Origin of the sequence: Sphingomonas daechungensis, from assembly GCF_039543105.1 — a bacterium.
Lineage (GTDB): Bacteria > Pseudomonadota > Alphaproteobacteria > Sphingomonadales > Sphingomonadaceae > Sphingomicrobium > Sphingomicrobium daechungense.
This window is the reverse complement of sequence record NZ_BAABJC010000001.1, coordinates 275,518-286,295: the sequence shown is the minus strand read 5'-3', so window position 1 is coordinate 286,295 and position 10,778 is coordinate 275,518. Positions and strand designations below refer to the sequence as shown.

Below are 10,778 nucleotides of genomic sequence, written 5' to 3'. Positions count from 1 at the left end.
CTTTCAGCTGCTCTCCTCGCGCAGGCCGCCGCAGGTCCGACTGCTTTTGCGTCCGCGGATGATGTGACCGCACAGGTCGAAGCGATGCGCACGTCGATGACAGCGGACCAGGGCTTCATGTGGAAGCCGTTGGTACGGAACGGCGAAGTCGTCGCCGCTCTCGAATATTGGCGAAAGCCGGCAAAGCCTGCGGTTCACCCCGACCAGGCGGAGTATTTCACGGTCGTTGCCGGGAGCGGAACCATGATCTCCGGCGGACGGCTTGTCGATCCGGTCACGACCAACCCGACCTTGCTCGAGGGGAGCGAAATCGAGGGAGGAGAGACGCGGGCGCTGAAACCTGGCGACGTCGTACTAATCCCTGCGGGCACGCCGCATTGGTTCGGGATTACCGGCGAACGCCTGGTCCTCCTCGGAACGAAGATCCCCCAATCGGCGACTGACTCGAACAAATAGCCGCTTGGCACTATATGCAGCCCTGCCAGAGGGCCGGGCGGCCGCGGCTTGCGCAAGCAAGGCGAGGAAAGTCCGGGCTCCACGGAACAACGGTGCCGGGTAACGCCCGGCGGGTCCTGCTTCGGCAAGGCTCAGGGAAAGTGCCACAGAAAGGATACCGCTCGCTCTCGGGCGGGTAAGGTCGAAAGGGTGCGGCAAGAGCGCACCGCGGGGGCGGCAACGTCACCGGCACGGAAAACCCCACCGGGTGCAAGACCGAATAGGGGCGGCATATGAGCTTGTTTCGGCTCGTCGCCCGGGTTGGTTGCTTGAGGGGCGGAGTAATCCGCCTCCTAGAGGAATGGCCGCACAGGCGCAGCAATGCGCTGGACAGAACCCGGCTTACAGGCCCTCTGGCAATACTGTTTCCCTGCGCAGGCAGGGGGCCAGTGCTTCTTTTTGGAAAAGCGACTGGGCTCCTGCCTTCGCAGGGGCGCGTTCAGCGTTTATCGGGGTCGGAATGGTAGGTCAGAAGAGATCGAACGACTGGGGATTTCCACGCTGGCGCGCGTACGGCGCCACCGCACGGGGCGCGACGAAGGTTCGGCTCTGCGACCGCGAGGGCTGTAACGAGGCCGGCGATCGGCCGGCGCCCAAGGCGCCCAACAGCAAGGACCGCTGGTATTTCTGCGAGCCCCACGCAGCCGAATATAACAAGAACTGGAACTACTTTGCCGGCCTCAGCCCGGAAGAGGCTGCTCGACGCGCGAAGGAAGAGGAGTCCGGCGCATCCGCCTTCCGCCAGTCCGCTCAATGGCAGTGGGCCGGCCCGGGCGATGGCACGCGCAGCCGGGACGAGATGCGTGCGCTTGATGTTCTGGAGCTCGACCCAGATGCCGAGTTCAAGGATGTGAAATCCGCCTATCGTCGGCTGGCGAAGGAGCATCATCCGGACACGAACGCGGGGAATAGGGAGGCCGCCGACAAGTTTCAAAAGGTCCAGGCGGCCTACGAGGTTCTCCGCAAGGCGGAAGAGCGGAAGACCGGGAAAGCCGCCTAGCGGCTGACCATGAAGGTCGCGGCGCTCTGTGCGATCGGATGCGCCGGGTCGCCGCCATGGGCGACGCCACGCACGAAGGCGACTTGCCGCGTCACCTTCACGCACTCGCAGCGGGCGAAGACGGTCTCGCCCTTGAGCGCCGGCCGCATATAATCGAGGCGAAGGTCGAGCGTGACGATGGGCACGAAGCGGCCAAGTTTCATCCACACCGAACCGCCGCTAGCCGTATCGATCAGGCTGACGATCGCACCGGAAGCGAGCACGCCCGTCTCCGGAACGCCGACAAGCTCTTCCCGCCAGGGCAGCGCGAGCTCCAGCCAGTCCGGACCAGAGTCCTGATAGTCGATTTCCAACGCGCTTCCGTGTCCGACCTTGCGGGCCAGCTCCACAAAGCGGCGCGGATCGAACTGGGCCGCCGCTTCGGCCGAATCCGCCTTGCTCATGCCGCCAGCCGCTGAGCGGTTTCGCGGACTAGCGCGATCATGTTGGGCACGCCTTGCGTCCGGCTGGCGCTGAGATGCTTGCTGAGTTCGAATGGGGCGAGGGCTTGCGCGACATCCATGCTGGCGACGTCCTCGGCCGACTTGTCCTGAACGGCGGACAGGACGAGCGCGACGATTCCCTTGGTGATGGCAGCGTTGCTGTCCGCGAGGAAGTGCAGTCGTCCATCTGCCGTCGTTGGGTAGACCCAGACGCTCGCCGAGCAGCCGCGGACTTTGGTCGCGTCTGTCTTCAGGGCGTCGGGCATATGCTCCAGCTTGCGGCCGAGGTCGATCAGCAGCCGGTAGCGATCCTCGCCATCGAGCAGCTCATATTCGTCAAGAATTTCCTGAATCGGCGGGAGGTCCGTCACGGTCGTCGCCTAGCAGGCGACGGAAACGCATTCTACCACTACCGGTTACGAAGGTCCTCGATCTCTCGCGAGAGGCTGTTTTCCTTCTCAACGGTAATCCGTTCGAGCACCTTGATGCGCTCCTTCAGTTCCGAAACCTCGTCCCGAAGCCGAGCGTTCTCCCGGCTTTCCTCGGCGGGCTCCTGGCCGCGGCCGTCACCGTTCTCCATCCGGCGCTTCAGCAAGGCGAAGAGGAAGACCATCGCGATGATGATGAGAACAAACTCGAAGGGGTTGTTCATCGAACTTTCTCTCCAATCTCCGGACGCGGCGCATCACGCAGGGCCTCGATCTGGGCAGCCGTCTCAACGCCCCGGTCGGTCACAATCTGCTCTAGCACGCGAAGACGCGCCTCGATGCGCTCGACGTGTGCGGCATATTGGGCGCTCTTCTCCGCAGCAAGGCTTGTCTGCGCCTCGATCTGCTTTTCCTTGACCCGAATCCACATCTTGAAAGGCGCGATTCCGATCGCGGCGAGAGGGATGAGAACCCAGATCCAGCTGGCGATGCTGTTCATCAGGCGTTTCCGCCTTTGTCGATCGCGAGAGCATCGATTTCGCGAGCGAGTCTGTGCGGTTGGTCGGTGACGATCCGTTCGACCGTCTCTAGGCGGTCCTTGATGGCGCTCAGTTCTGCGCGGAGTTGTGCGTTCTCACTCGTCAGTAGCTTGATCCGCTCGCCGTTCTCGCGGCTGTTGGATGGGTGGAGCGGCGTGCCCCACGACGTTTCGAGCGGATAGCCGTTCTTGATCCTGAGCCAGGTCGTGAAGACCCATCCGGCCACGGCGACGGTCACGATGACAGCGATCATCGGGAACAGGTTCGACAAAAGTGACAAAATCTCTGCGTCCATTGTCATATTCCCCTTAGTTACCGAACCTGTTCGGATTCACGGTCGAGCGCGTCGCGTTCCACCAAGGCGTCGATCTGGTCGGCGGTTTGGATACCGCGATCCGTTACGATCCGCTCCAGGATGGCGACGCGCGCCTCCAGCCGCTTCTTCTCGGCAGTTTCACGGGCCACGTCGTCGAGCGCTTTGCGGTCGGTGATCCGTAGCTCCAGATACTTGAAGCACATCCACATGATTGCGACGCCGCCAGCAATGCCCGCAATCGGAATGAGCACCGCAAGGTTCATGAAATCCTCCAACCCCTGATGACGACTAGCGAAGCTGCTCGATTTCCCGAGCAAGCGAACGGTTTTCGGTCGTGACGTAACTTTCGACGTCGGCAAGCCGGCGATCGATGTCCTTCAACCGCAGGCGGATATCTCGCGCGGTGCGGGCGGGTGACCGCCGAACCGACTGCCAGAATTCGCGCTCCTGGACATCCGTGCCTTCGAGCTCCCTCGGCTGTTCGGGGACCAACCAACCGGCAATGAAATAAACCGGCAGGATCGACCCGCTGCTGAGAAAGACGGCGGCGATCATCGTGATCCGGACCAGGCTGATGTCGAAGCCGGTATAGTCGGCGATGCCGGCGCAAATGCCCATGACTTTGCCGTTGCGCTTGTCCCGGTAGAACCGGGTCCGGCTGGGAGGCTGGTACGCCACGTTCATTCTCCTGTCCGGGCGCGGCTGCGACCACGGTTGCGGACCTGGCTAAGCTCGTCAGCGATGCGGTCGGTTGCGTCCGGCAGGCACTGCTGCTTCCAGTTCGGGTTCTCGGCAGTCATGATCCGTTCGATCGAGCACAGCCTGTCGTCCAGGCGGCGTGCGAGATCGTAAAGTTCATCCAGCAACTTCTCATCGGCACCGGTAATCGTCGCGGCCGTTTTCCACTTCGTGATGTAGTGGAACAGGATCCACGGGAGCCCGATGAACAGGATCGTGCATATGACGATCGGACCAATCACACCTTCCATTCTCTAATCCCCTTTGCGCTTCAGCGCCGCCTTCATGGCTTCCAGTTCTGCGTCGACCTGTTCGGACGCACGCAATTCGGCAATCTCTTCCTCGAGGCTCTTCGGCCCGGTCATGCCGAGCGCATCGGCACGACCCTCCGCGAAGTCGGCCCGGCGTTCCAGCACCTCGAACTTCGAGAAGGCATCTTCCGTCCGTCCGCCGTGCATGATCTCACGGGCCTTGGCACGCGTGACCGCACTCTCGAGGCGAGCCGCAATAGCATTTTGCCGGGCACGCGCCTCGCGCAATTTGCCCTGCAGCTTGGCGATATCCGCTTCGTAGGTCTTGAGGGTCTCGTCGATCTGATCGATCTCGGCACGAAGTCCGCCGGCCATGTCGGCAGCCTTCTGGCGCTCGATCAGCGCAGCCTTGGCAAGGTCCTCGCGGTCCTTGCTCAGTGCAAGCTCGGCCTTCTCGGTCCAGCTCGATTGAAGCTCCTCAAGGCGCTTCAGCGCCCGGCGCATTTCCTTGCCATCGGCAATGGAGCGCGCGGCACTGGCGCGGACTTCCACCAACGTTTCTTCCATTTCGAGGATGATCATGCGGATCATCTTCGCCGGGTCTTCGGACCGGTCGAGAAGCTCCGTCATGTTCGCCGCGAAGATATCCCTCGTGCGAGAGAATATACCCATTTCAAACTCCGCAATCGTAATCAGGCCTGTATGGCCAAAAGATATACAAGGATCGTGCCAGAATGCGCGAAATGGCTGAAGAATAGAAAAACTGCAGAAATTCGCCAATATCTCAACTGAAATATCTTGCCAACTGATGGGGCGAGACACCAATTATCAGCGCGATGGAGCGGACAAATCAGTTCGTCGGGCAGAGCCTGGCCTTTCTCGATGCTGTCGAGCGGGCGAGCCGTGCGGCGCCCCTTAATCGCCCGGTCCTGGTCATTGGCGAGCGCGGCACAGGCAAGGAGTTGATCGCCGAACGTCTTCACCACTTGTCGTCGCGCTGGGCGGGGCCCCTGGTAGTGATGAACTGCGCGGCGCTTCCCGAGACGCTGATCGAAGCCGAATTGTTCGGGCACGAGGCCGGCAGCTTCACCGGCGCGTCGAAGACTCGCCACGGACGGTTCGAAGAGGCGGACGGCGGAACGCTCTTCCTCGACGAACTCGGAACCTTGTCGATGCCTGCACAGGACCGCCTGCTGCGCGCGGTGGAGTACGGCGAGATTACCCGCATAGGAGCGTCCAAACCGATTTCGGTCGATGTCCGGATCGTCGCAGCGACCAACGAAAACCTTCCGCTCCAGGTCGACAAAGGTCATTTTCGGGCTGACTTGCTTGATCGCTTGTCGTTCGAGGTGGTGACCCTCCCGCCGCTGCGCGCACGGACGGGAGATATATCGCTGCTGGCGGATCATTTTGGTCGGCGGATGGCGGTGGAGCTGGAGTGGCCCAACTGGCCGGGCTTTTCTCCCCGGGCCGTCGCGGAGCTCGAAGCCTATAATTGGCCGGGAAACGTCCGCGAGCTCAGGAATGTGGTGGAGCGCGCGGTCTATCGTTGGGAGGATCCCGAGCGGGACATCGACGCCATACAGTTCGATCCATTCCATTCTCCGTGGGCACCGGCGATCGGGCAGGTCACCCACCCGTCGCATACGGACGCCAAAGTTTCGGAGGAGCCAGTTCCGAGCGCGGAAAGTCCGTCGTCGGCACCTCCGCCAGCATCGACCAGTGACTTCCGGGCCGCGGTGTCAGACTACGAGCGTGCCCTCCTGCAGAACGCGCTTGCCGCCAATCGCTTCAACCAGCGTGCGACGGCCGCCGCCCTCAATCTGAGCTACGACCAGCTTCGCCACGCCCTGAAACGCCACAAGCTGCTGGAAACCGACGGCGCCTGATCCCGACCGTTTGTCGAATTTGCAGTGAATGCGGGCGCAAAGAGGCGTATTCTGCCTCGGCAAGGTGAGGAGGCTTTTATGAAAGCACTAGTCCTTGCTGCCGGCGCCGTGGCCTGCTCTTTGGCGTATCCAGCATCCGCGGGCATTTCAGTCCTCGACGGCAGTTTCGCCGAGGGTTGTTTCAAGGCTGCCGAGCAGCGCAACGTCACCCTTGAGTCGATGAACACCTGCGACCGGGCCTTTTCGGACCAGGCTTTGTCCGACGAAGATCGCCTGGCGACTCACGTGAACCGCGGGATCGTTCGCATGCTTCGGAGCGACTACGGGCGTGCCGAGACGGATTTCAGCGCTGCCATGCAGATGAATCCGCAGCGATCGGAGCCGTACCTCAACATGGCGATCCTGCAGTTGAGGACGGGTCACAGCGAAGCGGCCGTGCCGCTTTTTTCGAAAGCGATCGAGCTTGGAACGGAGCTGCCGGAGGTTGCTTACTACGGCCGCGGGCTGGCTCAGGAAGACGTCGGCAACGTCAAGGCGGCCTATGCGGACCTGAAGCAGGCCGTCCAACTGAAACCCGCCTGGGACGCGCCGCGTCGCGACCTTGCCCGCTACAAGGTGAGCCGCCCGTAGACGGCTCGCCAAGTGCCTAGTGCATGTTGGTCATCGCCAGCAGCATCGGGATCGACAGCAGGGTGTTCAGCCGCGAGAAGATCATCGCGGTGCGGGCCGACTTCGCCTTCGTCGCGTCGTCCGCCTCGACGAGCCCAAGTGCCTTCTTCTGGTTCGGCCAGATGATGAACCAGACGTTGAAGGCCATGATCAGCGCTAGCCACATGCCAATGCCGATCAGGCGGTTGGATGGGTCGTTCAGCAGCAACGCATTTTCCTCGCCGTAGAGGTAGGCGAGGATCAGGCCGGTCACGACGGTGAAGACGGCACCCCAGCGGAAATAGAAGAGTGCCTTCGGAGCGATGTATTTGGTGACCCCCGGTTTCAGTTCGGCGGGTACCGTGGGCATGGTCGGAATCTGCACGAAGTTGAAGTAATACAGCAGGCCGATCCAGGTGATGCCGAAGAATACGTGCAGCCACTGGAACACGCCCAGCCACAAGTCGGTCGAGCCAACCGAGTTCTGGAAGCCGCTGTTCGGAAATACCACGATCAGAATGGCCAGCACCAACCCCGCGATCAGGACACCGTTCAGATTCTCAAAGAATTTTCCCATCGTTTCCCCCTTCGCCGACAGACGGCTCCAAGACCTTCTTACGGCCCCGAAACAGTGAGTCGCAAGGTTGTGCGACGAACCATGGAGCGACATGGGCCGAGCATCGTTATGCAGGCGAAATCCCCGAAGGAGACAGACCGCCATGGCCTTCCAGCTGCCCGAACTTCCCTATGCCAAGGACGCCCTTGTGCCGCACATCTCGGCGGAGACGCTCGAATTCCACTGGGGCAAGCATCACCGCGCCTACGTCAACAAGACCAACGAGTTCGTCAGCGCGAAGCCCGAGCTAGAGGGCGCATCGTTGGTCGAGGTCATCCGGCACGCCAGCGGAGGTGGTGAGAAGAAGCTTTTCAACAACAGCGCCCAGCTGTGGAATCACAGCTTCTTCTGGCAGTGCCTGACTCCGGAAGCGCAGCAGCCGAGCGGCCGCTTGGCGCAGCTGATCGACGATGGGTTCGGCGGCGTCGAGCCGCTGCTCCAGAAACTCGGCGACGAAGCGGTGAACCACTTCTCGAATGGCTGGGCCTGGCTCGTGCTCGACCGGGATCACTTGAAGATCACCTCGCTCCATGACGCGGACACACCGCTCGTCCACGACGGCATGGTGCCGCTCTTCACGCTCGATGTGTGGGAGCACGCATATTACATCGACTATCGCAATGAGCGGCCGCGGTTCGTGACCTCGGTCCTGTCGAACATCGTCAACTGGGACTTTGTCGCCCAGAACCTCGACGGAAACGGCGCTGACCGAGCCGATCAGGAGGGCGCGGAAGCCCGGTCTAGCGAGGCGATTTCATAGGCTTGCGAACGCCTCATCCGCGTTTCATACCAATGGCATGGGGGCGGGTGAGGCGAAACGGCCTTTGGCTGTGCGGATGGGTGCAAGCGCGCTCCGTGGGTTCATTGCGCTAGCCCTATTCATCCTTGTTCTTTTGCTGATCCTTCGCGGCCTTGCGGCTTGGCGCGAAGGTGAGGCGACGGCGCCTGCGGGCACCACTTACTTCGCAACGCCGGCGGGGCACGTCGCCGCTCGAGTCGCAGGGCCGGCCGATGGCATTCCCGTAGTCCTGGTGCACGGCACCGCGGCTTGGAGCGGTTTCTGGAGCGAAGTGGCCGATCACCTGGCGCAGCAGGGCTGGCGGGTCATTGCCATCGACCTGCCACCGTTTGGTTGGTCAGATCGCGATCCGAGCGCTCGCTATGACCGCATTACCCAGGCCGAGCGCCTGTCGGCCATTCTCGGCGTGCTCGGCAAGCCGGCGGTCGTTGTCGGCCACAGCTTTGGGGCGGGGGCAGTCACCGAGTTGGGACTGCGTCACCCGGAGCAGGTTCGGGGCCTGGTCCTCGTCGACGCCGCTCTTGGTGAGCTCGATCCCAAGACCGAGGCGCCTGTCGCCAAGGTCATGCGTGCCGAACCCGTTGCGCAGCTCGCGACGTCCGCAATCGTGACGAACCCCAACGCGCTAGAGCCCTTTCTGCGCTCACTGATCGAGCGGAAGGAACAAGCGCATCGTTGGATCCCGGTTCTTCGCGAGCCCATGCTGCGCGAAGGTTCGACGTCCGCCTATGCCGCCTGGCTTCCCAACCTGTTAACCAAGCAGGATGGTGCGCTGAGCCGTCGGTCGGCGACTCTGAGCGCCATCAAGATTCCCGTGGCGCTGATCTGGGGGGACGCGGACACGGTCACGCCGCTCCCGCAAGGCAAGCGCATTGAGGCACTCACCCGTGCACGATCTCTGACCATCCTGTCGGGTGTCGGTCACATCCCGCACATCGAGGATCCAGCAGCTTTCCAGGCTGCTCTCGATCAGTCCCTGAAGACGGTCACGAAGGAGAAGGAATGAAGCGCAAGACGCTCGTCATCGGCGCCTCAGTCATCGGCGTCGCTGCTGTTGGAACGACCGTTGCGCTGGAGCCCTTGGCTGCGGATCCTGATGGCGAAAAGGACTGCGGCGACGTACTGCCGGAAGTCCCGACCCCGCATGGGATCGCGGTTCAGGAGCAGGTGCCCGAGCCGCGCTGGGCGCAGAAAGGCGGGACGGTCAATGACGCGAGCTGCGTAGACCGAACCGCAATCGCCGGAGTAATCGCTCCGGTTAGCGAGCGGGAGGCGCAGCAGGCGTTGACCTACGCCAAGGCCAAGGGACTCACGATTTCCCCCGCCGGTGTTCGCCACAGCATGGGCGGCCATGCCTTCCGGCGCGGCGGGCTGATGCTCGACATGCGCAAGATGAATGCGATCAGGCTCGATCCGGAGAAATCGACCGTTACTGTCGGTGCCGGGGCAACCTGGCACGATATTCAAAACGCCATCCATCCGCGTTTTGCAGTCAAGGCGATGCAGTCGACGGATATTTTTACCGTCGGCGGCTCCATTTCAGTCAACGCCCACGGAATGGACCATCAGGCCGGGGCCATCCGGGATTCGATCCGCTCGCTTCGCGTCCTTCTCGCCGACGGGCAGGTGGTGACTGTTTCCCGAACGGAGAACCCTGAGCTCTTCGACCTGATCGTCGGGGGCTACGGCCTGTTCGGCATCATCCTGTCCGCGGAGATCGATGTCGTCCCCAACGCGATCTACCGATCGGAGCGGGAGCTGATCGCCACGTCGGACCTGCCCGGCCGGCTGACCCGGATCATCGCCGATCCGTCTGTCGGCCTGATGTACACACACATTTCAACCGCGCCTGGTTCGCTGCTCGATGAGGCGCTGATCTACACCTACCACCACACCGACGAGTCCGGTGCCGAGCGCGCGCCTCTGGCCGAGGTCGGCTCGGTCAAGATGCGTCGGCTCACGGTCAACTTGGCCAAGAAATCTACCGCCTTCCGCAGCTTCAAATGGTGGGCGGAAAAGAACCTCGAGCATCGGGCGGAAGCGTGCACTGTCACGCGTGCGCAGGCGATGAAAGACGGCGAGGCTTGCCTCGTTTCGCGCAACGACCCAATGCATGACAGCGTCCCATATCTCAGAAACGCTCTGAAGAACGACACGGATATCCTTCAGGAATACTTCATTCCTCGCGATCAGCTGCTGCCCTTCATCGACGGTCTCAGGACCATTGTCCGGCAGCACGACGCCAACCTTCTCAACGCTTCGGTGCGGGTCGTCGGCAAGGAAGACAACCGGCTGACCTACGCGCCCGCGCCCGCTTATTCGGTGGTGCTCTACTTCAACCAGCGGACCGACGCTGACGGGAATGCCCGGATGGCACGCCTGACCAGCGAACTGATCGACCTGGCTCGCGCGCGGGGCGGCCGGTTTTTCCTGCCCTACCAGCTCTATTATTCGCCGGAGCAGCTGGTCGCGTCCTATCCCGAGGTTCGGGAGGTCTTCGCCGCAAAGCGAAAGTGGGACCCGGACGGCCTTTTCAGCAACACCTGGTACGAACGCTACGCGCTGGCCGTCGGCTAA

At 62.3% G+C, this 10,778-nt stretch carries 17 protein-coding genes and 1 other RNA gene; 8 read left to right on the top strand and 10 right to left on the bottom strand.

Features of this window, described 5'->3' with window-relative positions:
- Positions 1–63: 63 nt before the first annotated feature.
- The 3 genes from ABD928_RS01425 (at position 64) to ABD928_RS01415 (ending at position 1,495) form a co-directional block, all read left to right on the top strand.
- Positions 64–456: a cupin domain-containing protein gene (locus ABD928_RS01425; protein ID WP_345165365.1), complete on the top strand. Its 393-nt coding sequence runs from the start codon at positions 64–66 to the stop codon at positions 454–456.
- Between the two features lie 25 nt (positions 457–481).
- Positions 482–856: RNase P RNA component class A (gene rnpB / locus ABD928_RS01420), an RNA gene on the top strand.
- 99 nt (positions 857–955) lie between these two features.
- A complete protein-coding gene (locus ABD928_RS01415; protein ID WP_187714154.1) occupies positions 956–1,495 on the top strand; it encodes a J domain-containing protein in 540 nt (179 codons plus the stop codon).
- Here the strand turns inward: ABD928_RS01415 and ABD928_RS01410 are convergent.
- Genes ABD928_RS01410 through pspA form a run of 9 tightly spaced genes read right to left on the bottom strand, consistent with a single transcriptional unit; the run spans position 1,492 to position 4,921 of the window.
- Positions 1,492–1,938, bottom strand: coding sequence for a PaaI family thioesterase (locus ABD928_RS01410; protein ID WP_187714153.1), 447 nt, complete (start codon positions 1,936–1,938; stop codon positions 1,492–1,494). The genes ABD928_RS01415 and ABD928_RS01410 overlap by 4 nt on opposite strands.
- Complete coding sequence (locus tag ABD928_RS01405; protein ID WP_187714152.1) at positions 1,935–2,348, bottom strand: SufE family protein; 414 nt, start codon at positions 2,346–2,348, stop codon at positions 1,935–1,937. The genes ABD928_RS01410 and ABD928_RS01405 overlap by 4 nt, the downstream gene beginning before the upstream one ends.
- A 38-nt stretch (positions 2,349–2,386) precedes the next feature.
- Positions 2,387–2,629, bottom strand: a complete 243-nt coding sequence (locus ABD928_RS01400; protein ID WP_187714151.1) for a hypothetical protein — start codon at positions 2,627–2,629, stop codon at positions 2,387–2,389.
- Positions 2,626–2,904 carry a hypothetical protein gene (locus ABD928_RS01395; protein ID WP_187714150.1) on the bottom strand — a complete coding sequence of 93 codons (279 nt, stop codon included), beginning with the start codon at positions 2,902–2,904 and terminating at the stop codon, positions 2,626–2,628. Before ABD928_RS01395 ends, ABD928_RS01400 begins: the two co-directional genes overlap by 4 nt.
- Complete coding sequence (locus ABD928_RS01390) at positions 2,904–3,239, bottom strand: hypothetical protein (RefSeq protein WP_187714149.1); 336 nt, start codon at positions 3,237–3,239, stop codon at positions 2,904–2,906. The genes ABD928_RS01395 and ABD928_RS01390 overlap by 1 nt, the downstream gene beginning before the upstream one ends.
- 17 nt (positions 3,240–3,256) lie before the next feature.
- Positions 3,257–3,523 (bottom strand): hypothetical protein, encoded by a 267-nt coding sequence (locus ABD928_RS01385; RefSeq protein ID WP_187714148.1) that lies wholly within the window; start codon positions 3,521–3,523, stop codon positions 3,257–3,259.
- 25 nt (positions 3,524–3,548) lie between these two features.
- On the bottom strand, positions 3,549–3,938 hold the full coding sequence (pspC, locus tag ABD928_RS01380) for an envelope stress response membrane protein PspC (protein ID WP_223276186.1): 390 nt from the start codon (positions 3,936–3,938) through the stop codon (positions 3,549–3,551).
- Between the two features lie 2 nt (positions 3,939–3,940).
- On the bottom strand, positions 3,941–4,249 hold the full coding sequence (gene pspB / locus ABD928_RS01375) for an envelope stress response membrane protein PspB (RefSeq protein ID WP_187714146.1): 309 nt from the start codon (positions 4,247–4,249) through the stop codon (positions 3,941–3,943).
- Positions 4,250–4,252: 3 nt separating this feature from the next.
- The gene (gene pspA / locus ABD928_RS01370; protein ID WP_187714145.1) at positions 4,253–4,921 is read right to left on the bottom strand and encodes a phage shock protein PspA; all 669 of its coding nucleotides are present in this window, start codon (positions 4,919–4,921) and stop codon (positions 4,253–4,255) included.
- Positions 4,922–5,085: 164 nt separating this feature from the next.
- Between pspA and pspF the strand changes: the two genes are divergently transcribed.
- Together pspF and ABD928_RS01360 are read left to right on the top strand one after the other, a co-directional pair.
- A complete protein-coding gene (gene pspF / locus ABD928_RS01365; protein ID WP_345165358.1) occupies positions 5,086–6,138 on the top strand; it encodes a phage shock protein operon transcriptional activator in 1,053 nt (350 codons plus the stop codon).
- A 78-nt stretch (positions 6,139–6,216) separates the two neighbouring features.
- Positions 6,217–6,768: a tetratricopeptide repeat protein gene (locus tag ABD928_RS01360; RefSeq protein WP_187714144.1), complete on the top strand. Its 552-nt coding sequence runs from the start codon at positions 6,217–6,219 to the stop codon at positions 6,766–6,768.
- 16 nt (positions 6,769–6,784) lie between these two features.
- Here ABD928_RS01360 and ABD928_RS01355 read toward each other — a convergent pair whose 3' ends face one another.
- Positions 6,785–7,363 carry a urate hydroxylase PuuD gene (locus tag ABD928_RS01355; RefSeq protein WP_187714143.1) on the bottom strand — a complete coding sequence of 193 codons (579 nt, stop codon included), beginning with the start codon at positions 7,361–7,363 and terminating at the stop codon, positions 6,785–6,787.
- Between the two features lie 142 nt (positions 7,364–7,505).
- On the opposite strand from ABD928_RS01355, the gene ABD928_RS01350 reads away from it, so the two are divergent.
- From ABD928_RS01350 to ABD928_RS01340, 3 genes are read left to right on the top strand one after another with little or no spacing between them, the layout of a single operon-like run.
- Positions 7,506–8,162 carry a superoxide dismutase gene (locus ABD928_RS01350; RefSeq protein WP_345165355.1) on the top strand — a complete coding sequence of 219 codons (657 nt, stop codon included), beginning with the start codon at positions 7,506–7,508 and terminating at the stop codon, positions 8,160–8,162.
- A gap of 37 nt (positions 8,163–8,199) precedes the next feature.
- Positions 8,200–9,207 carry an alpha/beta fold hydrolase gene (locus ABD928_RS01345; RefSeq protein ID WP_345165353.1) on the top strand — a complete coding sequence of 336 codons (1,008 nt, stop codon included), beginning with the start codon at positions 8,200–8,202 and terminating at the stop codon, positions 9,205–9,207.
- Positions 9,204–10,778 carry an FAD-binding oxidoreductase gene (locus tag ABD928_RS01340; RefSeq protein WP_345165350.1) on the top strand — a complete coding sequence of 525 codons (1,575 nt, stop codon included), beginning with the start codon at positions 9,204–9,206 and terminating at the stop codon, positions 10,776–10,778. Before ABD928_RS01345 ends, ABD928_RS01340 begins: the two co-directional genes overlap by 4 nt.

What these genes read in the sequence shown, in the direction of transcription:
- ABD928_RS01355 (WP_187714143.1), bottom strand. Translation starts at nt 7,363, where the DNA reads ATGGGAAAATTCTTTGAGAATCTGAACGGTGTCCTGATCGCGGGGTTG.
- ABD928_RS01360 (WP_187714144.1), top strand. Translation starts at nt 6,217, where the DNA reads ATGAAAGCACTAGTCCTTGCTGCCGGCGCCGTGGCCTGCTCTTTGGCG.
- ABD928_RS01400 (WP_187714151.1), bottom strand. Translation starts at nt 2,629, where the DNA reads ATGAACAACCCCTTCGAGTTTGTTCTCATCATCATCGCGATGGTCTTC.
- ABD928_RS01340 (WP_345165350.1), top strand. Translation starts at nt 9,204, where the DNA reads ATGAAGCGCAAGACGCTCGTCATCGGCGCCTCAGTCATCGGCGTCGCT.
- ABD928_RS01350 (WP_345165355.1), top strand. Translation starts at nt 7,506, where the DNA reads ATGGCCTTCCAGCTGCCCGAACTTCCCTATGCCAAGGACGCCCTTGTG.
- ABD928_RS01395 (WP_187714150.1), bottom strand. Translation starts at nt 2,904, where the DNA reads ATGAACAGCATCGCCAGCTGGATCTGGGTTCTCATCCCTCTCGCCGCG.
- pspA (WP_187714145.1), bottom strand. Translation starts at nt 4,921, where the DNA reads ATGGGTATATTCTCTCGCACGAGGGATATCTTCGCGGCGAACATGACG.
- pspB (WP_187714146.1), bottom strand. Translation starts at nt 4,249, where the DNA reads ATGGAAGGTGTGATTGGTCCGATCGTCATATGCACGATCCTGTTCATC.
- ABD928_RS01390 (WP_187714149.1), bottom strand. Translation starts at nt 3,239, where the DNA reads ATGGACGCAGAGATTTTGTCACTTTTGTCGAACCTGTTCCCGATGATC.
- ABD928_RS01385 (WP_187714148.1), bottom strand. Translation starts at nt 3,523, where the DNA reads ATGAACCTTGCGGTGCTCATTCCGATTGCGGGCATTGCTGGCGGCGTC.
- pspF (WP_345165358.1), top strand. Translation starts at nt 5,086, where the DNA reads ATGGAGCGGACAAATCAGTTCGTCGGGCAGAGCCTGGCCTTTCTCGAT.
- ABD928_RS01345 (WP_345165353.1), top strand. Translation starts at nt 8,200, where the DNA reads ATGGGGGCGGGTGAGGCGAAACGGCCTTTGGCTGTGCGGATGGGTGCA.
- ABD928_RS01410 (WP_187714153.1), bottom strand. Translation starts at nt 1,938, where the DNA reads ATGAGCAAGGCGGATTCGGCCGAAGCGGCGGCCCAGTTCGATCCGCGC.
- ABD928_RS01415 (WP_187714154.1), top strand. Translation starts at nt 956, where the DNA reads ATGGTAGGTCAGAAGAGATCGAACGACTGGGGATTTCCACGCTGGCGC.